The organism is Leptospira dzoumogneensis, assembly GCF_004770895.1.
GTDB classification, from domain to species: Bacteria; Spirochaetota; Leptospiria; order Leptospirales; family Leptospiraceae; genus Leptospira_B; species Leptospira_B dzoumogneensis.
In genome coordinates, this window is record NZ_RQHS01000018.1 from 59,604 (window position 1) to 82,901 (window position 23,298).

Below are 23,298 nucleotides of genomic sequence, written 5' to 3' on the forward strand. Positions count from 1 at the left end.
TAAAAAGAATGACGATCCGAGCCAGACTATTTTTCGGTTTTTCCATCCTACTTTTGATACTTGTAGGCACATCTATATTCGTAATCGATAAACTTTCGGAATCTAATTTTAGGCTGCAGAAGATCGTTGATGAAACCGCTAAAAGAGTAAATTTATCCAACGAAATTTTGATCAATCTGTTGGAAGCTACCCGCCATGAAAAAAATCTCATTTTAGAAATGTCTCCCGAGAAAATGGGATATTTCCAGGAAAGATTCAATACTGCGACCGAATCTGTAGACGAAAGGATTTTCCAATTAGACGGGATCATGGACGATGAGGGCAGGAAACTTTTAGAAGAATTTAAAACTACTTGGAAGGAATTTAAGATCTATTTGGATGAGATCGTTTCTCTTGCATTAAAAAATAATAATGAAAAGGCGTTCGCACTTTCCGCAGGGAGAGGACGGCTCTTGAGAGATCTGGCATCCAAGCAGATCGCCAAAATTGTGGAAAGAAGTCAAAAGTCAATGGAGGCGGAAAGACAGAGGAATATCAAGGATTACGAATATACGTTTTCCGTTTTGGTCTTTGTGGTGATATTTAGTGCTTCTGCCGTGGTATTGATTGCTTATTGGATCGTAAGAAGTATCACCGAAAGGATCCGTTTTATGGCGGGAGAAGCGGAACTGATCGCCGGAAGAGGATCTATGGATCGAAAATTGGAGGATCCTACAAAGGACGAACTAAGGGCGATCTTCGATTCCTTGGTGAATATAAACGAAAGTTTTAAGGAGGTAGCACATAATGCAAGTATTGTAGCCTCCGGGAATTATTCCGTGGATCTGCTTCCTAGATCTGAGAACGATATTTTGGGGATCTCATTGACGAAGATGACCCAGGCACTTCGTCTTACGACCTCCGAAAATGAAAGGCATAATTGGTTAACCCAAGGCCAAAACCAATTGAACGAAAAATTAAAAGGGGACCAAAGTATAGAAGCTCTCGCCCAGGAAGTGGTAAACTTTTTAGGAGAATATCTTAAGGCCCAAATAGGCGCGATCTATCTTTTAGATGAAAGAGATAAATATCTGAGACTGAGCGGAGAGTATGCGTTTAGCGGGGGAAAAGCCGCGAATAAGTTCTCCCTGAAAGAAGGTTTGATCGGCCAGGCAGCATTTGACCAAAAAACGATCTTATTAACGGATCTGAAAGAAGATCAGATACGTATCGTTTCTTCTATCTTAGATACGAAACCTGCTAATATTCTAGTTCTTCCATTTTTATTCGAAGGCCAAACTTTGGGAGTTATAGAAATAGGAAAATTGGACCAATTTACCGAGTTGGAAGTCGAATTTTCCAAAAATTGCATGGAGAATATCGGGATCAGCGTATACTCCGCAATTGCTAGAAAAAAGATCCAAGAGTTATTAGAAGAAACCCAAGCTCAAGGAGAGGAATTACAGTCCCAGCAGGAAGAATTGAAACAAATGAATGAGGAGCTGGAAGAGCAGACCCAGGTCCTAAAACAACAACAAGAAGAACTCCGCATTACAAACGAAGAATTAGAAGAACAAACCCAAACCTTGGAAGTTAAAAATAGGGAAGTGGAGGCAGCAAGATCCGATATAGAACAAAAAAGTAAACAACTAGAGGTTAGCAGTAAATACAAGTCCGAATTTTTAGCCAACATGTCCCATGAGCTTAGGACTCCTTTGAACAGTCTTTTAATTCTTTCCAAGGATCTATCCGAAAACAGCAAAAAGAACCTGAATTCCGACCAGGTAGAAAGTGCGAATATCATCTATAAAAGCGGCCAGGACCTTCTAGTGTTGATCAATGAAGTATTAGATCTTTCTAAAATTGAGTCCGGAAAGATGCAGATCAATATAGAAAAGGTATCCATTCGGGAATTGATGGATTCTCTGCTCAGGGATTTTAAACACCAGGCGGACAAAAAACAGCTAAGTTTAGTAAGTGTTATTTCCTCGGATTCTCCGGAGTATATTTTTACGGATCCGCTTCGTTTGAATCAGATCCTTAAAAATTTATTGTCTAATTCCTTAAAATTCACTGAAAAAGGAAAGATCAGTCTGGAAGTCCGGCCGGAGGGATATCAGAAAATCCTAATATCGGTTTCGGACACGGGGATAGGCATCCCGGAAGAAAAACAAATGTCCATATTCGAAGCATTCCAGCAGGCGGATGGAAGCACTTCTCGTAAATACGGCGGAACAGGTCTTGGATTATCTATTTCTAGGGAATTGGCTAAAATTTTAGGAGGTTATATCAATTTAGAAAGTAAGATCAACCAAGGTTCTACATTCTCCCTATTCATTCCTTTGGATATTAAAAAGGAAAATGTAACCTCCGCTTCTTATTTGGAAAAAGTAAGTCCCGTCTTGGAAGAAAAAAGCCCTTCTGCTCTGAGAGAAAACCGATTTATAGATTCTCCGAACGCCGAGGACGATAGAAATACTATTTCAGAAAATGATAAAGTAGTTCTGGTGATCGAGGATGATTTGAAATTTGCATCCGTTTTGATCAAGCAGGCCCATGATAAGGATTTTAAATGTTTATCCGCCTCTACGGGAGAAGATGGATTGGTGCTTGCCGAGAAATATCTACCGAGTGCGGTTATTTTGGATCTGAATCTTCCCGGGATCAACGGTCATACTGTGCTGAACGAGCTTAAATCCAATCCTAAGGTAAGGCATATCCCTGTTCATGTAATTTCCGGTAACGAATATTCTATAGAACCTATTAAAGAAGGTGCAGTGGAATATTTGGTAAAACCTGTGAACAAAAAAGAATTAGAAGAGGCGTTCAACAGGATAGAGAACTTTATCAATCGAAAGATGAAAAATCTTCTGATCATTGAGGATGATGATAGTTCCAGGATCGCCATGAGAAAGTTGATCGGGAACGGAGATGTAAAATGTTTCGAGGCAAGTAATGGCAGGGATGCGATCAAGGCTTACCAAGAAAATTATTTCGACTGTATCGTTTTGGATATAGGCCTTCCTGATATGAGTGGATTCGAACTTATCTATGAGCTGGAGAAAATAAAAGGCCAGACAATGCCTCCTATTATCATATATACCGGAAAGGAACTGACCAGGGAAGAAAATGCGGAACTCCAAAAATATGCGGAGAGTATTATCATCAAAGGAGTAAAATCGGAAGAGAGATTATTGGATGAGACCGCACTATTCCTTCATAGGACCATCAGTAAACTTCCCGAAGGAAAACAAAAGATCATAAACAATTTATATGATAAGGAAGCGATCTTCCAGAAAAAGAAAGTTCTAGTTGTGGACGATGATATGAGGAATGTATTCGCATTATCTAAAATTCTAAAGGATAGGGGAATGGAAGTGTTTAAGGCGGATAATGGGAAGACCGCCTTAACGTCTCTGGATTCCAGGCAGGATATGGATATTGTTCTAATGGATATCATGATGCCTGAGATGGACGGATACGAAACGATGAAACGAATACGTTCCGATAAAAAATACGATAAACTTCCTATTATTGCGCTCACTGCTAAAGCGATGAAAGACGATCGTCAAAAATGTATAGATGCGGGAGCTAACGATTATATCTCAAAACCTGTGGATGTGGAGAGATTACTTTCTTTGATGAGAGTTTGGTTGAGCAGGTAAGTTTATGAACACTAAGGCTAAAATTCTGATCGTTGACGATAGGCCGGAAAACCTTCTTGCGCTGGAAACGGTTCTCAAAGATCTGGATGTGGATCTGATCCGTGCATTGAGCGGGAATGAAGCATTAAAGGCTACATTACATCATGATTTTGCTTTGGCTTTACTGGATATCCAAATGCCGGAAATGGACGGATATGAACTTGCTACCATTCTAAGAGAAGAAGAGAAGACTGCAAGGCTTCCTTTTATTTTTATCTCCGCAGTTTATACGGATAATATGAACGTATTTAAGGGTTATGAAAGAGGCGCATTCAGCTTTATCACAAAACCTTTCGAACCTCAGATATTGAGGAATAAGGTGAAATTTTTTGTAGAGAAACATATGCAGGAGATCTCTCTACAGAACCTAAATCAGGACCTCCTAAAGAAGAATGAAGAATTGGAAAGCGCAAACAAGGAACTGGATGCATTCTGCTATTCCGTTTCTCACGATCTTAGAGGACCATTACGTGCTATCGAAGGTTTTGCTAAAATTCTCCAGGAAGATTATACGAAGGATCTGGATGATGAGGCAAAACGGATCCTGGGAGTGATCGTTGGAAGCACTCTAAAGATGGACAAGCTGATCGATAGTTTACTTCTGCTTTCCAGAATGGGGAAGAAGGAAATTACAAAAACTATAGTGAATGTTTCGGAACTTGTGCAACATATTCTCTACGAACTACAAGTGGAAACACAAAATGGAAAAACCAAGATCCAAATAGGAGAATTATATCCCGTTATGGGAGATATGGAATTGCTCGGTCAGGTTTTTATAAATTTGATCTCTAACGCGATCAAGTATTCTTCCAAAAAGGAAGAGCCGATCGTTGAAATAGGATGTAATCGAGCAAACGGAGAAAATACCTACTTTGTAAAAGACAACGGCGCCGGTTTTAATATGAAATACCAGAACAGACTTTTTGGTGTATTCCAAAGATTACACGATAACCGTGACTTCGAAGGTGTGGGTATAGGACTTGCAATCGTTCATAGGATTGTCACTCGTCACGGCGGAAAAGTTTGGGCAGAAGGTGAAGTAGGCAAAGGTGCAACCTTCTATATTACTCTTCCGGAGATCCAAGAAATTTAATTTTGTTTTTTTGGTTTGCCCATCCAGCGTAAAGGGCCGCTTCCGTATCTTCCCAGCTTATCTTGTGGGTTCGCTAATTTACAAGTAAGAAGTGAAAGACAGCCACAACCGATACAAACGGATAATCCGTTCTTTAATCTATGAAGTTCCGCGATCTTCTCCTCTATACGTAAACTCCAGGTTTTGGAAAGTTTGGACCAGTCTTGTCCATTGGGAGTATGATCTTCCGGTAATTTTGCGATCTCTGCGGCGATCTCATCCAAGGAAAGTCCCACTCTTTGTGCAAATACTACGAAAGCAATCCTTCTCAAAACATGTCTAGGATATTGTCTATGACCTGAACCTGCTCGAACCGAACGGATCAGTCCTCTTTCTTCATAAAAACGTAATGCAGACGAGGCGACCCCGCTTCTTTTGGAAACTTGTCCGATACTTAAAAATTCGTCCTTATCCACTACATTCTCCCAAATCTAAACTTAAAGTGAACTTTAGGTATGAATTTTATCCAAATAGCATTATAAGCACAAACATTTTAGGATTTTTTCAGGAAAAATCCTAAAAAAACAACCTAAGACTCTTTACTTCAAGTTCACTTTAACTTGTAGAATCTTCTAAGTTTAATAATACAAGGGTGTTCTATAATGTTATTAGAAAAGATCAGTACCGGCTCCGGTCTTAGATTAGGAATTATATTAGCTAGTACCAGAAAGGGCAGGTTTGGGGATACGGTCGCAAAATGGTTTGAAGAGATCTCTAAACAAGATTATAGATTCGAGACCGATTTAATAGATCTTTCTGAATTTTCTTTGCCTTGGGACATGTCAAAGGATATGGATTCGGACCTTCCCTTATTCTCGGATAGAATAGCTGAAGCGGATGCTTTTGTAGTAATTACACCGGAGTATAACCACGGATATCCTGCGTATTTAAAGTTGGCAATTGACTCACTTCATGAAGAATGGAATGCGAAGCCTCTTGGATTCGTTTCCTATGGAGGAAGTTCCGGCGGTTTAAGAGCGGTGGAGCAGCTTCGCAATGTATTTGCGGAATTAAGAATGACCACCATTCGAGACTGTGTTAGTTTTCATTGGGCTCATGCCAGGTTCCATAACGGAAGACCTACTGAGGAATTTCGTTACGCATCTTCGGCTGAGAAATTATTGAATGAATTGTATTGGTGGGGAAACGTTTTGAAACAAGCTAGGATGAATTTCCCACAATCCGTTCTGAGGTCCTGATTTTAAGGAATAAATATGAAATTTACGTTTAGTAAATACCAAATCTTTGTAGTCGCCTTATTGGCATTTATCCAATTCACAGTGGTTCTTGATTTTATGATCTTATCTCCATTAGGAGTTCAGGTCATGGATCAACTGAAAATATCCACAACCAAATTCGGTCTGGTAGTTTCCGCATATGCATTTAGCGCGGGGATTTCCGGGATCTTGGCCGCCGGTTTTGCAGACAGATTCGATCGTAAAAAGATGTTATTATTCTTTTATACGGGTTTCGTTTTAGGAACTGTTCTTTGTGGGATCGCACCAAATTACGAATTTCTACTATTTGCAAGAATTGTAACGGGTCTTTTCGGCGGTGTAATCGCTTCTATCAGCTTTGCGATCATTGCGGATCTATTTCCTATGGAAGCAAGAGGAAGAGTGATGGGACTCGTGATGACTGCATTTGCTGCCAGCCAAGTTTTCGGTCTTCCGATCGGTGTGTTCTTTTCGAACCTTTGGGGATGGCAGTCTCCTTTCTGGATGATCGCTGTTATTAGCGGTCTTGTTGGAGTTGCCGCTTTATTTAAGCTAGAGCCGATCGTTTCTCACTTGGGTCATGGAACTGAAAATAAAGCGATCAAACATTTGGTGGCTACTGCAGGAAATTCGAATTATCTTCCTGGATTTTTGGCAACAATGCTCTTGGCAACCGGCGGATATATGCTTATGCCTTTCGGTTCTGCGTTCAGTGTTCATAATTTAGGAATTACTTTAGAAGATCTTCCTTTAGTGTATTTTGTGACCGGGGTTGTAAGTATGGCTGCAGGTCCTTTGATCGGCAGGGCGGCGGACAAATTCGGAAAATATCCAATATTTCTTATTTCTTCTCTAATTGCCTGCGGGATACTTTTCTATTATACTGCAATGGGGATCACACCTCTTTGGTTTGTGATATTGATCAACTCCGCGTTATTTGTAGTGATTACTGGTAGAGTGATCTCGGCTCAGGCATTAAATTCTGCGATGCCTGAACTGAGAGACAGGGGAGCTTATATGGCGATCAGTTCTTCTTTGCAGCAATTATCCGGAGGAATCGCTTCTTATGCGGCCGGGCTTATCGTTGTCCAGACTCCAAGCGGATATATCCAAGGTTATCCGAACTTGGGTTATGTTGTGATTATAGCTATTTTGATCACTGTGGCGATCATGCATAAGGTGAACGAGTATGTTTCTTCTAAACATCCTGCCCCGGTTAAAGGTGAAAAAGAAGCAGCCTTAGTTTCCGAAACCTAATCGATCTATTTTTCAGGGAAGAAGGTGCTCTTCTTCTCTGAAAATCCTAATCTACGATTTAAGATTGCATTTAAAACCAGATTTCCTATCTTCTTTACCTTATGAGCGATATAGAAGTTAAGGTACTTAGCACTCCTGAAAATTACAAAACAATCCTACGTAGTAAAAATCACGAAGTAATCGCGGACGAATCCAAAGAAGATGGTGGAGGAGATCTGGGACCTTCTCCACATGAATACCTTCTTCTTTCCTTAGGAGCTTGCACTGATATCACTATCAGAATGTATGCTCAAAGAAAGAAAATGGATCTGAAAGAAGTGATCGTAGAACTGAACCTTACCAAAGGAACGGATCATACTGAGATCCAAAGGATCGTTAAGTTAGAGGGAAATTTGAGCGAGCAGGAAAGAGAAAGACTTTTGCAGGTCGCAAACGCCTGCCCGGTTCACAAAACTCTGACGCATCCTATCCAGATAGAGACCAAACTGGGCTAAAAATAATTTCCAAGCCTTCTAATCTTATTCTTTGGGAAACGGAAGGCAGGGAAACCAGGTCCAATCAATCGAATCTCACTTTGACCGTATGAAATTCGTATTTTCTAAAATTATTCCATTCTACTTATTTTTCACCTCCGCATTTTTAATTTCCTGTCTTTCTTCCGTAAAAGATCCAAAAGACGAGTTTGTATACGTGCAGAACGTTCAGGGCAAAAGTGAAGAAGAATTGGAATTAAACGCTAAACGAAAAATTTTAGAGAATGGATTGGGAGAATTAGTCCAAGGATATTCTCAAGTCATCGGCGGTAAGTTGAAGGAAACTATAGTAAATTCCTCCGTCGAAGGATTTGTGTTAGAATATTCTAAAGTAGGTACTACTCGAAAGCTGGCCGGCGGTCTTCTGGAAATAGACTCTAAAGGTAAGGTGAACCGAAAAGCAGTCCAGGACGCTTTGAAGGAAAGATATAAGGATATCGGAAAACCGAAATTTTTAGTATTTATCGAAGAAAGAATATTAGGAAAACAAAATATAAAAGAGAGGATTGGGATTACCGAAAATGAGATCATACGAGTTTTCTCGGATTTCGATTTTTTGGATAAAAAACAATTCTATCGTGTTCTTTTTAAGGAAGGGAAGAAGGACCCGGGCGTTCTTTCCGAACACTCTTTTGAGGATAAAATATTATCTTTGGCTTCCGAGTCGGAGGCGGAGATCTTACTGGTAGGACAAACGGAAGTCACTGATCTGGGAAAGATAGAAGATTCAAATCTTCATTCTTACCAATCCGTTCTTAGATTCAAAATTTTTGATGTAAATACCGCCAGGATCATCGCGGCTGATAATTCTTCCGGAGTTTCTCCTCATATAAATCCGAACACGGGGATCCAGGAATCTATCAAAAGGTCGGTGGAAAAAGCTTATCCTAAAATAAAAGAACAGATCTCCGATAAATGGAAACCTGGGAATTTGATCCGCATTAAAATAGAAGGATTAAGTTATGATGATTATTTGGAGAAGGATGTGCAGGGGATTATAAGGACTATCCAAGGAGTCAATCGTGTAAGTGAGACCTCCGGTCCTGACCCGAATAAAGGGATTGTTTTAGAGATAGAAGCATTATATAACGGTGGAGCTTTGTATCAAAAACTTAGGGAAAGAAAAGAAGATTTTGGTATAGAGTTTTCCGGGAAAGAGGTAAAGTCCTCTTATATCCATTTATTCTTTAAAAAATAGGAATATTCTCCATTATTCAAATTTCTACGACTTTAGATATAGTACATTACTATTTTCTTTTTCTTTGCTGTTAGGTGAAAAAACGGATTGAAAGATGAAAATTTTAATTAGATAATCGCGGGGTGCAAGGCTTTTCGAATATTGACCAAGAGCCGAGTTACGGTTCCTTTTCCGAACCTTTTCCTCGCGAATCCGCAGGATTTTCTAAGGATGATCCTATTGATAGATACAATCCGGAAGACCAAAACACTAAAGACGAACTCTTAAAAAAGATCTCCGTTTTAAATCTTCTACAGCAAGTGGCCACTGCTGCGAACGAAGCAAATGATGTAGAATCAGTGCTTCAATTTTCGGTAGATAGAATATGTGCGATTGCGGATTGGAAATTGGGTCTCGTATGTTTAGTGTTAGAAGAGTCAGAAAAGCCGGAATATTCTTCTATCTCCTTCTCCAGAGAGGAGAAATTCCTAAAAGAGTTTCGGAATTTATTAAGGAACAGATCTAAAAAGGAAGAATCTATTCTTACGGAAAGGGTCAGGAACGGAAGAAAACCGATCTTGCTCGAAAACTTTCCTTCTTATATAAAAGGAGATATAAAGGAACTTTCTATCAAAGCTGGGATTGAAGAGGCGATCGGGATCCCTATCCTAGTAAAAGAAAATCTGGTAGGTGTTCTTGAATTTTATTCCGGAAATAAATCCACTGATCCTTCTTTTTTCGAAGCTGTTTCTCATATCAGTTCCCAGATTGGAAGGGTATTCGAGAGAAGGGACGCAGAGAACCATCTGAAAACTTCCGGTGAACAATTAAGAGCATTGTCTGCAAGACTACAAGAAGTAAGAGAGGAAGAAAGACTACTTATAGCAAGAGAAGTTCACGACGAGTTGGGACAATTATTAACCGTTCTTAAAATAGATCTTACATTATTAAAAAATAATTTTCAAAAATCAAAAGGATCAGATTCAAAACTAGTATCCGAACTTCTATCCATGATCAAGGTCGCAGACTCCGGTATAGAGTCGGTGCAAAGAATTGCAACCGAATTGAGGCCTTTAATTTTGGAGGATTTAGGCCTTTTAGAAGGGATTGAATGGTATGCAAAGGATTTCGAGAAGAGGACGGGAATTCGCTGCGAAATCCGGATCCCTGCGGGAATTCTATCTCTTGAAAAGGATCCGTCCATCGCATTATTCCGTATTTTCCAAGAAGCGTTAACTAACGCAGCAAGACATTCTAAGGCAAGTTCCATCCAGGTTTCCTGCTCGGAAGAAGGTCCATTTCTCATTCTGAAAATCCAAGACAATGGGATCGGGATAGATCCTAAAAAGATGAACCAATCTAAGTCCCTTGGACTGATCGGAATGAGAGAAAGAGCGGTCGTCTTGGGCGGGGAGGTCTCCATCTCAGGCGGTCCTGGAAAGGGCGCAAGTGTGATCGTAAAAATACCAATCTCAAATCGAAATAAGGAGGATTTCCTATGATTTCCACATTGATCGCTGATGATCATTTATTGATCCGAGAAGGTTTAAGAAAGATCCTATCGGAAGAAGAAGACATAGAGATCGTTTACGAGGCGGAAAACGGACAGCAGGTTTTGGATTATCTTGCGGGACAATCCGTGCAAGTGCTGATCCTGGATATAAATATGCCGATGATGAGCGGTTTGGATATATTAAAATATGTTCATAAACTTTCTCCCGATACAAGAGTTCTTATTTTGAGCATGTATCCGGAGGATAGATTTGCGGTCCGCGCTTTGAAGGCTGGTGCATCCGGTTATATCACTAAAGCAAGCGCCGGAGATGAACTCATCTCCGCAGTGCGTAAGGTGATAGAAGGCGCTAGATATATTAGTCCTGAAGCGACCGAGATGTTGGTGAGAGAACTTTCTAAACCTTCGGATAGGCTTCCTCATGAAACTCTTTCAGAAAGAGAGTTCCAGATACTTATGCTTTTAGTGAAAGGTAAAAATGTTCGATCTATTTCGGAAGATCTAGGTTTGAGTGTGAATACAGTAAACACATATAGGGCCAGGATCTTTGAAAAGATGAGTTTGAAATCCACACAAGAGCTTGTTCGGTACGCATACGACCATAAACTTCTGGAATAAATTTCCAAAATTAAAAACAATTCGTTTTTGTAATGTTCTTTGCCTTCTGTCACATTTCTTGTGACAGAAAAATTCTTCGTTTAACTTAATCCATACGATCTATTTGTGAAATAATTTTTGTTGTTATTCCATTCATTTTACGTCATGATTCTTCTTCGTGCGCATTAACCTTTTATTATAGGTTCAGGTCCTGACATGAAGAATGCCTCTACAATAGATCCCAAACAAGATAAAGACTCTCTAAATCCGAAACAATTATTGGAAGTTCTCACCGCATTTAAACGTGGGGACTTCTCCAAACGAATGCCTTTGGATAATGTGGGGATCGCGGGTAAAATTTCGGACTTATTGAACGATATCATGGACCAGAACGATAGAATGGTCAAAGAGTTTGAGAGGATCAGTAATGAGGTTGGGCAAGAAGGTAAAATTTCTCAAAGGGTAAGTGGAATTTCTTCCACAGGTTCTTGGGGTACTTGTATGAATTCGATCAACTCTCTGATCGGAAATCTTGTGCAGCCGAATACCGAGGTAATGAGAGTGATCGGCGCAGTGGCAGGCGGTGACCTTTCTCAGAACATGTCTTTGGAAATTGAAGGAAGACCTCTTAAGGGAGAATTTTTTAGAACTGCGAAGATCGTGAATATCATGGTGGACCAGTTAAACTCATTCGCTTCCGAGGTAACTCGGGTGGCAAAAGAGGTAGGAACAGAAGGTAAGCTGGGTGGACAAGCGGATGTTCGAGGAGTTGCGGGGACTTGGAAAGACTTAACGGATAGTGTGAACTCGATGGCGTCTAACTTGACCGGCCAGGTTCGAGATATTGCGGAAGTTACCAAAGCAGTTGCGACAGGTGACTTATCCAAGAAGATCACGGTGGATGTTAAGGGAGAGATCTTAGAGTTAAAGAACACGATCAACACGATGGTGGACCAGTTGAACTCATTCGCTTCCGAGGTAACCAGGGTTGCTCGGGAAGTGGGAACGGAAGGTAAATTGGGAGGACAGGCGGATGTTCGAGGAGTTGCAGGGACCTGGAAGGACTTAACGGATAGTGTGAACTCGATGGCATCCAACCTAACGGGCCAGGTGCGAAATATTGCCGAAGTTACTACAGCGGTAGCTCGAGGAGACTTATCCAAGAAGATCACAGTGGATGTTAAGGGAGAGATCTTAGAGTTAAAGGACACCATTAACACGATGGTGGACCAGTTGAACTCATTCGCTTCCGAGGTAACTCGGGTAGCAAGAGAGGTGGGAACAGAAGGTAAACTGGGGGGCCAAGCGGATGTTCGAGGAGTTGCAGGGACTTGGAAGGACTTAACGGATAGTGTGAATTCGATGGCATCCAACTTAACAGGTCAAGTGCGTAATATTGCCGAAGTTACTACAGCGGTTGCAACCGGAGACTTATCTAAGAAGATCACGGTGGATGTAAAAGGAGAGATCCTAGAACTCAAAAACACCATTAACACAATGGTGGACCAGTTGAACTCGTTCGCTTCCGAGGTAACCAGGGTTGCTCGGGAGGTGGGAACGGAAGGTGCATTAGGCGGCCAGGCGGATGTGCAAGGGGTTGCAGGGACATGGAAGGACTTAACGGATAGTGTGAACTCGATGGCATCCAACCTAACCGGTCAGGTGCGAAATATTGCCGAAGTTACTACAGCGGTAGCTAGAGGCGACCTTTCCAAGAAGATCACAGTGGACGTAAAAGGAGAGATCCTCGAGTTAAAGGACACCATTAACACGATGGTGGACCAGTTGAACTCATTCGCTTCCGAGGTAACCAGGGTTGCAAGAGAGGTAGGTACAGAAGGTAAACTGGGAGGCCAGGCGGACGTACAAGGGGTTGCAGGAACCTGGAAGGACTTAACGGATAGTGTGAACTCTATGGCATCCAACCTAACCGGCCAGGTTCGTAATATTGCCGAAGTTACTACAGCAGTTGCGACCGGAGACTTATCTAAGAAGATCACAGTGGATGTTAAGGGAGAGATCCTAGAGTTAAAGGACACCATCAATACGATGGTGGACCAGTTGAACTCATTCGCTTCCGAGGTGACCAGGGTTGCTCGGGAGGTAGGAACAGAAGGTAAACTTGGCGGACAGGCAAACGTTCGAGGAGTTGCAGGAACCTGGAAGGACTTAACGGATAGTGTGAACTCAATGGCATCCAACCTAACGGGTCAGGTGCGTAATATTGCCGAAGTTACTACAGCGGTTGCGACAGGAGACTTATCTAAGAAGATCACAGTGGATGTTAAGGGTGAGATCTTAGAACTCAAAAACACGATCAACACGATGGTGGACCAGTTGAATTCATTCGCTTCCGAGGTAACCAGGGTTGCAAGAGAGGTAGGTGCAGAAGGTAAACTGGGTGGACAAGCGGATGTTCGAGGAGTTGCGGGAACTTGGAAAGACTTAACGGATAGTGTGAACTTCATGGCAGGTAACCTAACAGGCCAGGTTCGTGATATTGCAGAAGTTACCAAGGCAGTGGCAACTGGCGACTTATCCAAGAAGATCACAGTGGATGTTAAGGGTGAGATCCTAGAGTTAAAGAACACGATCAACACGATGGTGGACCAGTTGAACTCATTCGCTTCCGAGGTAACTCGGGTTGCAAAAGAAGTAGGTACAGAAGGTAAACTGGGAGGCCAAGCTGACGTTCGAGGGGTTGCGGGAACCTGGAAAGACTTAACGGATAGTGTGAACTCAATGGCATCCAACCTAACAGGTCAGGTTCGTAATATTGCCGAAGTTACTACAGCGGTAGCCCGAGGTGACCTTTCTAAGAAGATCACGGTGGATGTAAAAGGAGAGATCCTGGAGTTAAAGGACACCATTAACACTATGGTGGACCAGTTGAATTCATTCGCTTCCGAGGTAACTAGGGTTGCAAGAGAGGTGGGAACAGAAGGAGAGCTTGGTGGACAGGCGGATGTTCGAGGTGTTGCTGGAACCTGGAATGACTTAACGGATAGTGTGAACTCTATGGCATCCAACCTAACCGGTCAGGTGCGAAATATTGCCGAAGTTACTACAGCGGTAGCTCGAGGAGACTTATCCAAGAAGATCACAGTGGATGTAAAAGGTGAGATCCTCGAATTAAAGGATACGATCAACACGATGGTGGACCAGTTGAATTCATTCGCTTCCGAGGTAACCAGGGTAGCAAGAGAAGTAGGTACAGAAGGTAAACTGGGTGGACAGGCGAATGTGCAAGGGGTTGCAGGTATCTGGAAAGATCTTACGGATAGTGTGAACTTCATGGCGAATAATCTCACCACACAGGTAAGGGGGATCGCTAAGGTGGTAACCTCCGTTGCGAACGGGGACTTAAAGAAAAAGTTATATTTAGAAGCAAAGGGAGAGATCGCAGAACTCTCTGATACGATCAACGATATGATCGATACATTAGGACTATTCGGGGACCAGGTAACCACGGTTGCAAAAGAAGTTGGTATCGAAGGAAGATTGGGAGGCCAAGCAAGTGTGCCTGGTGCAGCTGGTCTTTGGAGAAACCTTACGGATAACGTGAACCAGCTCGCTTCTAACCTAACCACTCAGGTAAGGGCGATTGCGGAAGTGGCAACGGGTGTGACCAAAGGAGATCTGTCTCGAACAGTTACTATCCAAGCGGCTGGGGAGGTGGCAGCCTTATCGGATAATATCAACGAAATGATCCGAAACCTAAGGGAAACCACTCGGATCAATACGGAACAAGACTGGTTAAAAACGAACCTTGCAAAATTCACCAGACTATTACAAGGACAAAGAAATTTAGTCAACGTAAGTAAACTTATCTTGTCCGAACTTGCACCTCTTGTTTCCGCACAACATGGAGCATTCTTCATAACTGAAAATGTGGAAGAAGGCCCGTTACTCAAACTACTTGTGAGTTATGCATACCAAGAAAGGAAAAATGTATCCAATCGTTTTTATCCGGGAGAAGGCCTGATCGGTCAATGTTTCTTGGAAAAAGAAAGGATACTAGTCACACAGGTTCCTTCCAGTTATATCATGATCAATTCTGCTCTAGGAGAAGCTCCTCCTATCAATATAGTCGTCTTACCGGTGTTATTCGAGGGAGAAGTAAAAGCGGTGATAGAACTCGCTTCCTTCTCCAACTTCACTCCGATCCATTTGAACTTCTTGGATCAGTTGACTGAAAGTATCGGGATCGTATTGAACACGATAGCAGCAGGGATGAGAACGGAAGAACTTTTGATCCAATCCCAAACTCTGACAGAAGAGTTGCAAGGTAGACAAGAGGAATTGACCAATACCAACCAACGTTTGGAAGAACAAGCCAAATCACTGAAGGCCTCCGAGGACATGCTCAAGGACCAAAGGGAGGAATTACAGGAAAAGAACGAAGAGTTGGAAGAAAAGGCAAGACTACTCGCTAAAAAGAACAGTGAGGTGGAAAGAAAGAATAGAGAGGTGGAGCAGGCAAGACATTCCTTGGAAGAAAAAGCACGTCAGCTTGCACTCACTTCCAGATATAAATCGGAGTTTTTAGCGAACATGTCCCATGAATTAAGGACTCCTTTGAATAATATGCTGATCCTCTCTCGATTATTGTATGATAACGAGAGTCGCAATCTGTCCGAAAAGCAGACTGAATACGCAAAAACGATCCATAGTTCCGGGAATGATCTATTACAATTGATCAATGATATATTAGATCTTTCTAAAATTGAATCCGGTAAGATGAGTGTGGATCTGGATTCGGTTTCTATAGAGGAATTGGGAGGATATCTGGATCGATCTTTCAGGGAAACTGCAAGGAATAAGGACCTAAAATTCCAAGTGGAAATAGATCCCGAACTTCCTTCCAGGATCACTACCGATTTGCAGAGATTGCAGCAGATCCTACAGAACCTTCTATCCAACGCATTCAAATTTACTCATAAAGGTGGAGTGAAACTTAGAATTGAATCTTCTCCTAGCGGTTGGAGTAAGGAGCATAAGATCTTAAACCAAGCGGGAGGTGTGATCGCATTTTCGGTGATAGATACCGGGATCGGGATCTCTGCCGAAAAGCAAGGCTTGATCTTTGAAGCATTCAGGCAGGCGGATGGAAGTACTAGCAGAAAATACGGAGGAACAGGGCTTGGACTTTCCATCAGTAAAGAGATCACTCGTATTTTAGGCGGAGAATTAAAACTGGAAAGTGAACCTGAAGTAGGAAGTAAATTTACTTTATACCTTCCATTGGATTATATCCAAGTGGAAGAAAATCCGATCGAACCTGATTCAATCAAATGGTCCGAGAATCCTGATAATGATATATCCGGTTCAGGCGATTCTTATGTAAGAAGTAAGGTTAAAGCCACTAGAAGAGTTTTGGAAGATGAAACCCAAAACGAATCCAAAGAGAAGGTTTTGATCATTGAAGAAGATGAAACATTCGCGAAGTCACTTTTAGAGATCGCTAAAAGTAATGGGTTCAAGGGAACGGTTGCCTTGGATGGAAAGAGTGGGATCTCAGCATTACAGGAATCCTCTTTTAATGCGGTCTTGTTGGATGTCCAACTCTCCGATATGGACGGAAGTTTGATCCTGAATTGGCTGAAACGAAATCCTAAACTCAGACAACTCCCTGTTCATGTTCTTTCCGGAGAAAATGATTGGAGAAGAAGTTTGGAGATCGGAGCGATCTCTCATTTAAGGAAACCTGTAGGGATAGAATCCTTGAACGAGGCATTCGAGAAGATCAAAACCTATCTGCATAAAACGGACAAAACACTTTATTTTTGTGGAATACAAAAAGAACATTCTGAATTTCTAAAGGAGAAGCTTACTTCTAAGGATCTTATGCTGAAAAGTATGGGATCTGGTCAGGAACTTTTGGACATTCTGAAAAATGAGATTCCCGATTGTATACTCATAGGAAATGAATTCGAGGACATGTCCGTTCCGGATCTAGTCTCTAAGATCAGTCTATTGGATCCTGAAAGGACCTTGATACTATTCTATTCGGATGATAAAAATGGGCCGGAAAGTTTTCAGAAACTTCTATCCTTTAACGGTTCGAATATACTGAAATTCGTAAATTCTTATGCAACTTCCTTGGAAGAGATCAAGATCCATTTGCATGAACCTGAATCTATTTCTAAATCGGGAGACACGTATTCTCTCGAAGGGCATAAGGTCCTGATCGTAGACGACGATGTAAGGAATATATTCGCGTTAACGAGTATGTTGGAATTACATAAAATGAAAATACATTATGCGGAGAATGCATTAGACGGAATTAATATTTTGGAAAAAAATCCGGACATAGAGATCGTTCTTATGGACGTGATGATGCCGGACATGGATGGATACGAAGCAATGAAGGTGATCCGTTCCAAAGCAGAATTTACAAATCTCCCTATTTTGGCGCTTACGGCAAAGGCGATGAAAGGGGATCGGGAAAAATGTATAGAGGCCGGCGCGACAGAATATATAACGAAGCCGGTAAGTGTGGACCATTTGCTTTCTCTACTTCGGGTGTTGTTGTGCAGGTAGAAAATATGGAACAGCCAATGAAAGTGAGTATTTTACTAGTAGATGATCACGCGGATAATCTGCAGGTAATGGAGCATATTCTTAGGAATCCTGAATTAAATTTAATTAAAGCGGGTTCCGGAGAAGAAGCATTAAAGGCACTACTAGATGAACCGGAAGAAGTCGCATTGATCTTCATGGACGTGAGAATGCCCGGAATGGACGGCTTTGAAGCGGCGGCATTGATCCGACAGAGAGAAAAATGTGCCAAGATCCCGATCATCTTTCTCACCGCTTATGCAAATAACGAAACCGGAATGTTCAAAGGATATTCCTTGGGAGCAGTGGACTTCTTGGTAAAACCTACCGCGCCGGAGATCCTAAGATCTAAGGCGGCAGTATTTGTAGATCTACATAAGAAAAACAAAATATTAAGGATCCAAGAAGAACTTTTAAGACAAAGTCATGACGAGTTGGAGATACGTGTAGAAGAAAGGACATTCGAACTGCATAGAGTAAATAACGAGTTAATGACAGAGATCGCCGAAAGGAAAAGAGCGGAAGAAGCATTAACCGCTTCTCTAAAGGAAAAGGAAGTTCTGCTCAGAGAGATCCATCATAGGGTTAAGAATAATCTTCAGATCGTTTCCAGTATCCTAAGTCTGCAGGGAAACTACATAACGGATCGTAAGTCTTTAGAAATGTTCCAAGACTGCCAATCTAGGATCAAGTCCATAGCTCTCATTCACGAGCTGTTATACCAAAATGAAGATCTGGCCCACACTGACTTCCAGGAATATCTGAATAGTTTGGTTACCAATCTTTTGAGAACTTACAGGGTAAATTCGAAGATAAGATTCGAAATACATGCGGAATCCGTTCATCTAACGCTGGATACTGCGATCCATTGCGGATTGATCGTAACGGAACTTGTTACCAATTCGTTAAAATACGGCTTTAGGGAAAGGGGTGAGGGCACTATCCAAATCTCTATTACATCTAAATACGAAGAGTATTCTTTAACTGTGGAAGATGATGGGGTAGGTTTTCCGGAAGAAATCGACTATCGACAAACCGATTCTTTGGGTTTACAATTAGTCAATACTTTGACCCAGCAAATAGACGGAAGTTTGATCTTGGATCGGAGCAAAGGGACTAAGTTCACGTTAGTCTTTCGAGAAAGGAGCCGAGTCCGAAAATGATCTCCAGCGGAGCAAAAATATTGATCGTAGAAGACGAAAGTATCGTAGCCAAAGATATACTCCATAAATTGTCGGATCTTGGATATGATTTCGTAAGTATCGCTTCTACGGGGAATGAAGCATTAAGAAAAGTTTATTTAGATAAACCGGACCTTCTACTCATGGATATCATGTTATCCAGAGGGAATTACGACGGAATAGAAACAGTCCAGGAAATTTTGGACAAAATGGATCTACCGGTGATCTACCTTACCGCTTATGCGGACGAATCTACTCTTCTTCGTAGTAAGCCAACAAGGCCTTACGGGTATCTTTTGAAACCTTTTCAGACTAAAGAATTACAAATTGCGATAGAGATCGCTTTGAACAAACACGGGCTGGATAAAAAAAGAAAAAGGGAAAGAAGGAATATGTCAGCCATACTTCATGGGGTAAAAGATCTTATAAAAACCTCCTCGGAAGAAGCCGGTGTTTGATCTAATTTGAGGAATAATATTCATATTTTTTAATATTTGAATATTTTGGAAGATAAAATGAAGGACACTAGGATTTTGATCGTAGAGGACGAGGGGCTTGTTGCCCAGGATATCCGTCATAGACTGATAAGGATGGGATATCCTGAACCTAGTATAGCCAATACGGGAGAAACTGCGGTCAAACAGGCAATTGCACTCCAACCGGATCTGATCCTCATAGATATAGTTCTCGCAAATGGATATTTGGATGGAATAGATGCTGCCAAACGGATCAGAAAGTTTTTAGATGTTCCGATCGTTTATATCACCGCTTCTTCCGATTCCCAGACTTTAACGAGAGCTAAACTAACTGAACCGAATGCATATATTCTAAAACCTTTTCAGACCAGGGAATTGCAGATAGTGATAGAGCTGATCCTTTACAAACACGAGGTAGAGAAGGAGTTAATGGAGAAGGCGAGACTTGTTTCCACGGAACTCCGAAATATGCATGAAGGAGTGATTGCTTTCGATTCTAAAGGGCAAATTTCCTTTATGAATTTATCTGCGGAGAAACTTACCGGTTGGCTGGAATCGGACGCGATCGGAAAACCTCTCGGAGACGTTTTGAGTATGAAAAACATCCCGGATATGGAGAGTTTCGAATTAGATGATCATTTTGCGGAAAAAGTCCCCTTAGAGACAGTTCCTTCTCACGGACTTTTACTTTCTAAGAACGGACTTAGTACCGAAGTATTTACTTTTACTAAATCCGTTCCTAAAAATAAGGAAGTGGATGTGGATCGTATTTTGGTAATACGGGATTACGTCAAAAAATAGATCCTTAGAAAGAAGCTCTCATAGAGAGTCGTATCGATCTAGGCTGAGCAGGGTGAGTGTGGATGTCATTATACCCTCCTTCATTCGGGCCGACTGCTTCGTTTTTCAGTCTGGAAGCATAATAATAATCTATATCACTTACGTGAGCATTCAATAAATTGAATACTTCGAAAACGATACTTAGATCTTCTCCGAAATTCCTGCCGAGCTGAAGATTCACTGTAGTTGTTGAAGGAGAACGGACAGAATTGTCTTCTATTAGGGAACGATTTCCGAAATATCTCACTCTAAGAGATCCGAAAAATCCATTCGAATTTTTTAATGTGATCCCCGACGCTAACGTATTACGAATGGATCCCGGAATATAATTCCCCGAAGGATCATCATCTCTGAACCTGGATCTGGAAGTCGCAAAGTCGGCATCTATCATCAGCCAAGAATTGTAAGAATAATAATTGGCCCATTCGAATCCTTTTCGAGTGCTCGGCCTACTTGCTTCCGTGGTCCCATTGTCTCCGGTAAACAGAAGTTCCGAATTCATATCCAATTGCCAAACCGAGAGCGTGGATTGCCAACCATGAACAGGTTCAGTTCTAAGTCCAATTTCCCCACCTCTTGTCTGGACCAGCGGGTCTGCGGTGTCCGTTTTTTGGACGACACCTCTCGCATCGTTACTATGGAATCCGTATCCCCCGCTGAAATAAAATTCGGTTTTATACCAAGGTCCTATGATGATACTTCCTTTCGGACTGTAAATTCTTGCATTTCTGTCCGATCTTTCTTTTGTTCCCCAATCATCTACGTTGAATTTATAATAATCTCCTCTTAATCCAAATACCGTTCTGAATTTTTTAGACCATTGTATCTTGTTTTCATAATATATTCCGGAACTGAGTTGTATGATCCCGTCTTCTCTAACAGTTTCCAATCTAGCTCTTTTTTCGGTATGAAAAAGACCGTTCTGGATATAATCCCTTCTGATCTGAAGTCCGATCGTATTCTCCATACGGATCCCCCAGAACTCGCTTATATCCTTATAACTGGATTTACTTCCGGCGATCGTTCTTCTATCAGATTGTTCGTGTTGGTCCCCTCTTACCGGATCATCCAGATAATAAGTGAAGTTGGAGAATAATCGTAAATCGTAATATATTCCGTAAAATTGGGTTTTTGCCTCATATCCTTTTTCTAGACGATGAGCTTCGAAGTTGACGCTTGCTCTGTTTGACCAACCGCCGTCATTATGATCCACGCTTTCGAATCTACTCAAACCTGAATCGGGATCTAACCAGGAATCTCCCATTCTAAGCGCCCTTTTAGGAGCTTGGCCGGTAGAATGCCAGCTGCCTTTATAGCCCATAAGACTGATGCTGAATCCTTTCTGTTTATCTCCTACGGAATAACTTGTGACACCATTTACCCTTCTGAAGTTATCCGAAATAGCCCAAGGGCCGTCATTATGAGAAGCTTCGAAAGCGTATAGGAGATCTCCCGGTCCTACTTTGTGGGATTTTGCTATTAAAGTTCTTGCGTAACCTAAGGTGCCACCTTCTATATTCGCGATCCCTTTTGACAGACTTTTAAAATAAGAAATATTGAATGCACCTGCGGAGGCGAAGTCGCCTTGGTCCGCATAATAAACCCCTTTCTTATATTGCATTTGTTCGACAAGTTCCGGGATCAAAAAGTTTAGATCGGTATATCCCTGCCCATGAGCATGACTAACATTATTCACGGGCATTCCGTCTACATTGGAAGCAAGATCTGTCCCATGATCCAGGTTGAAACCCCTTAGGAAGAATTGATTTGCCTTTCCTCCGCCGCTATGTTGGGTTACTATCACACCGGGGATCAACTCCGCGACTTCTCCCTGTCTCATGATCGGCCTTGTTTTGATCTGCTCGGAGCCTACGACACCTTCACTTGCGGAAGAAGCGATCCCGATCAGATTGGATCTTCTGTCCCTGATCACGATAGCATCCGGTTTATACTCCGAGATCTTTTTTTTAAGTTCTAATTTTTCAGCTTCTGTTCGTTCTTTTCCGTTAGTCGGTTTTGTTTCCTGATCCTGGGAAAGGATAGGAGAGAAGATCGCACATATAAAGTACGATAAGGATATGCCTATACCGGCAATCCTAAGGATGTTTTGCCTCATGTTTTCGTCCGTTTTCTTTGGAAAACTTCCGAAACGAAGATAAACTAACAAATATTAGTCTAATTTATGTCAAAATAAGAATATATAATTTTTATAATGTACAAAATCAGAAGTTTATCCTGGTTTGCGGGAGCCCCGATTTTTAACTTCCGGGGCCCTTCGCTGATGCACGGACGTGCTTGGCGAGAATGCTAACATACCTAACCTCGAGGTTTTAGTCTGCAGGGAGATCTGGCTTGCGGAATTAGAACAAAAAGATAATATCTTTATGATCAATTCCGATCACAGTTGCGGGTCAGCGTGGGATTTACACCCAACTTCATCCTGAAAGTTAAGACGATCTTTTGGATCGTCTCGATTTATTCAATGAAAAAGTTTTATCAGTTCCAAAAAAGAACGTTCTAATTTTTTACTTACCTATAATTTTTTCCGGAATCTCCGGTGAAATGGATAATGTTTTTACTTCGCAATTCCCAAGTTTAGAATGTGAAAACTCTTTAAGTGAAAAATGTCCATAAAATCTGGAGAGAACAAATCCGTGGCTGCAAATTGCAATTTTCTTTTCTCCATACATTTTCAATAAATATAATATAGTATCAATGATCCTTAACTCTGCTTCGGATTTACTTTCTCCTCCCGGAAATCTAAATTGATCGTGGCTCCGATCTTGACTTTTCCAGGAAAAATAGGACTTTTCTCCAAATATATTCGAAAGTTCAGATTCTAAAATCCCTTGTGCTTCTCCTAAATGGATCTCTCTGAGCCCTGGATGATATACGATCTTTATTCCTAATTGATGGGAGATTTGTTCGGAAGTCTCTTTAGCTCTTTTTAGATCGCTGCTAAAAATGAGTCCTATTCCTTTATTCTTTAATTTTTCAGCTAATTTAGAAGCTTGTTCTTTCCCGAACTCGGAGAGGGGGGTATCGATTTGTCCTTGTAACCTTCTTTCCTTGTTCCATTCCGTTTCTCCATGTCGTATTAGGAAAATATGATATTTTTCTTTGTTCATGGG

The 23,298-nt window shown here is 41.5% G+C and carries 15 protein-coding genes; 12 read left to right on the plus strand and 3 right to left on the minus strand.

Annotated features, from left to right (window positions below):
• The first annotated feature begins 8 nt into the window (after window positions 1–8).
• Both EHR06_RS11240 and EHR06_RS11245 read left to right on the plus strand, forming a co-directional pair.
• Window positions 9–3,644, plus strand: a complete 3,636-nt coding sequence (locus EHR06_RS11240) for a response regulator (protein WP_135757498.1) — start codon at window positions 9–11, stop codon at window positions 3,642–3,644.
• Between the two features lie 4 nt (window positions 3,645–3,648).
• Window positions 3,649–4,776, plus strand: a complete 1,128-nt coding sequence (locus EHR06_RS11245; RefSeq protein WP_135757086.1) for a sensor histidine kinase — start codon at window positions 3,649–3,651, stop codon at window positions 4,774–4,776.
• Here the strand turns inward: EHR06_RS11245 and soxR are convergent.
• Window positions 4,773–5,231, minus strand: a complete 459-nt coding sequence (gene soxR / locus EHR06_RS11250) for a redox-sensitive transcriptional activator SoxR (protein ID WP_135680822.1) — start codon at window positions 5,229–5,231, stop codon at window positions 4,773–4,775. The two genes, EHR06_RS11245 and soxR, sit on opposite strands and share 4 nt — an antisense overlap.
• A 186-nt stretch (window positions 5,232–5,417) precedes the next feature.
• Here soxR and EHR06_RS11255 point away from each other — a divergent pair, with 186 nt between their 5' ends.
• The 10 genes from EHR06_RS11255 to EHR06_RS11300 all read left to right on the plus strand — a co-directional run bounded on the left by EHR06_RS11255 (window position 5,418) and on the right by EHR06_RS11300 (window position 20,128).
• Entirely contained in the window at window positions 5,418–6,014 is a 597-nt protein-coding gene (locus EHR06_RS11255) for an NADPH-dependent FMN reductase (protein WP_135757087.1), read from the plus strand.
• A 15-nt stretch (window positions 6,015–6,029) separates the two neighbouring features.
• Window positions 6,030–7,289, plus strand: coding sequence for an MFS transporter (locus EHR06_RS11260; protein WP_135757088.1), 1,260 nt, complete (start codon window positions 6,030–6,032; stop codon window positions 7,287–7,289).
• Between the two features lie 101 nt (window positions 7,290–7,390).
• Window positions 7,391–7,783 (plus strand): OsmC family protein, encoded by a 393-nt coding sequence (locus EHR06_RS11265; protein ID WP_135757089.1) that lies wholly within the window; start codon window positions 7,391–7,393, stop codon window positions 7,781–7,783.
• Between the two features lie 88 nt (window positions 7,784–7,871).
• Complete coding sequence (locus tag EHR06_RS11270) at window positions 7,872–9,020, plus strand: hypothetical protein (RefSeq protein ID WP_135757090.1); 1,149 nt, start codon at window positions 7,872–7,874, stop codon at window positions 9,018–9,020.
• A gap of 122 nt (window positions 9,021–9,142) precedes the next feature.
• Window positions 9,143–10,501: a GAF domain-containing sensor histidine kinase gene (locus EHR06_RS11275; RefSeq protein ID WP_135757091.1), complete on the plus strand. Its 1,359-nt coding sequence runs from the start codon at window positions 9,143–9,145 to the stop codon at window positions 10,499–10,501.
• Entirely contained in the window at window positions 10,498–11,130 is a 633-nt protein-coding gene (locus EHR06_RS11280) for a response regulator (protein ID WP_135757092.1), read from the plus strand. Before EHR06_RS11275 ends, EHR06_RS11280 begins: the two co-directional genes overlap by 4 nt.
• Before the next feature lie 195 nt (window positions 11,131–11,325).
• Window positions 11,326–17,652 (plus strand): hybrid sensor histidine kinase/response regulator, encoded by a 6,327-nt coding sequence (locus EHR06_RS11285; protein WP_135757093.1) that lies wholly within the window; start codon window positions 11,326–11,328, stop codon window positions 17,650–17,652.
• Between the two features lie 17 nt (window positions 17,653–17,669).
• Complete coding sequence (locus EHR06_RS11290; RefSeq protein WP_135757499.1) at window positions 17,670–18,833, plus strand: sensor histidine kinase; 1,164 nt, start codon at window positions 17,670–17,672, stop codon at window positions 18,831–18,833.
• Window positions 18,830–19,309: a response regulator gene (locus EHR06_RS11295; protein ID WP_135757094.1), complete on the plus strand. Its 480-nt coding sequence runs from the start codon at window positions 18,830–18,832 to the stop codon at window positions 19,307–19,309. Before EHR06_RS11290 ends, EHR06_RS11295 begins: the two co-directional genes overlap by 4 nt.
• 57 nt (window positions 19,310–19,366) lie before the next feature.
• Complete coding sequence (locus EHR06_RS11300) at window positions 19,367–20,128, plus strand: response regulator (RefSeq protein WP_135757095.1); 762 nt, start codon at window positions 19,367–19,369, stop codon at window positions 20,126–20,128.
• Between the two features lie 4 nt (window positions 20,129–20,132).
• On the opposite strand, the gene EHR06_RS11305 is transcribed toward EHR06_RS11300, so the two are convergent.
• Together EHR06_RS11305 and EHR06_RS11310 are read right to left on the minus strand one after the other, a co-directional pair.
• Window positions 20,133–22,283, minus strand: coding sequence for a TonB-dependent receptor (locus EHR06_RS11305; protein ID WP_135757096.1), 2,151 nt, complete (start codon window positions 22,281–22,283; stop codon window positions 20,133–20,135).
• A 409-nt stretch (window positions 22,284–22,692) separates the two neighbouring features.
• Window positions 22,693–23,295 (minus strand): histidine phosphatase family protein, encoded by a 603-nt coding sequence (locus tag EHR06_RS11310; protein ID WP_135757097.1) that lies wholly within the window; start codon window positions 23,293–23,295, stop codon window positions 22,693–22,695.
• Window positions 23,296–23,298: the final 3 nt, after the last annotated feature.

Excerpts from the sequence above, each read along its gene's own strand:
- EHR06_RS11245 (WP_135757086.1), top strand. The coding sequence starts at position 3,649 with ATGAACACTAAGGCTAAAATTCTGATCGTTGACGATAGGCCGGAAAAC.
- EHR06_RS11240 (WP_135757498.1), top strand. The coding sequence starts at position 9 with ATGACGATCCGAGCCAGACTATTTTTCGGTTTTTCCATCCTACTTTTG.
- EHR06_RS11290 (WP_135757499.1), top strand. The coding sequence starts at position 17,670 with ATGAAAGTGAGTATTTTACTAGTAGATGATCACGCGGATAATCTGCAG.
- EHR06_RS11300 (WP_135757095.1), top strand. The coding sequence starts at position 19,367 with ATGAAGGACACTAGGATTTTGATCGTAGAGGACGAGGGGCTTGTTGCC.
- EHR06_RS11270 (WP_135757090.1), top strand. The coding sequence starts at position 7,872 with ATGAAATTCGTATTTTCTAAAATTATTCCATTCTACTTATTTTTCACC.
- EHR06_RS11255 (WP_135757087.1), top strand. The coding sequence starts at position 5,418 with ATGTTATTAGAAAAGATCAGTACCGGCTCCGGTCTTAGATTAGGAATT.
- EHR06_RS11295 (WP_135757094.1), top strand. The coding sequence starts at position 18,830 with ATGATCTCCAGCGGAGCAAAAATATTGATCGTAGAAGACGAAAGTATC.
- EHR06_RS11305 (WP_135757096.1), bottom strand. The coding sequence starts at position 22,283 with ATGAGGCAAAACATCCTTAGGATTGCCGGTATAGGCATATCCTTATCG.
- EHR06_RS11265 (WP_135757089.1), top strand. The coding sequence starts at position 7,391 with ATGAGCGATATAGAAGTTAAGGTACTTAGCACTCCTGAAAATTACAAA.
- EHR06_RS11280 (WP_135757092.1), top strand. The coding sequence starts at position 10,498 with ATGATTTCCACATTGATCGCTGATGATCATTTATTGATCCGAGAAGGT.
- EHR06_RS11285 (WP_135757093.1), top strand. The coding sequence starts at position 11,326 with ATGAAGAATGCCTCTACAATAGATCCCAAACAAGATAAAGACTCTCTA.
- EHR06_RS11260 (WP_135757088.1), top strand. The coding sequence starts at position 6,030 with ATGAAATTTACGTTTAGTAAATACCAAATCTTTGTAGTCGCCTTATTG.
- EHR06_RS11310 (WP_135757097.1), bottom strand. The coding sequence starts at position 23,295 with ATGAACAAAGAAAAATATCATATTTTCCTAATACGACATGGAGAAACG.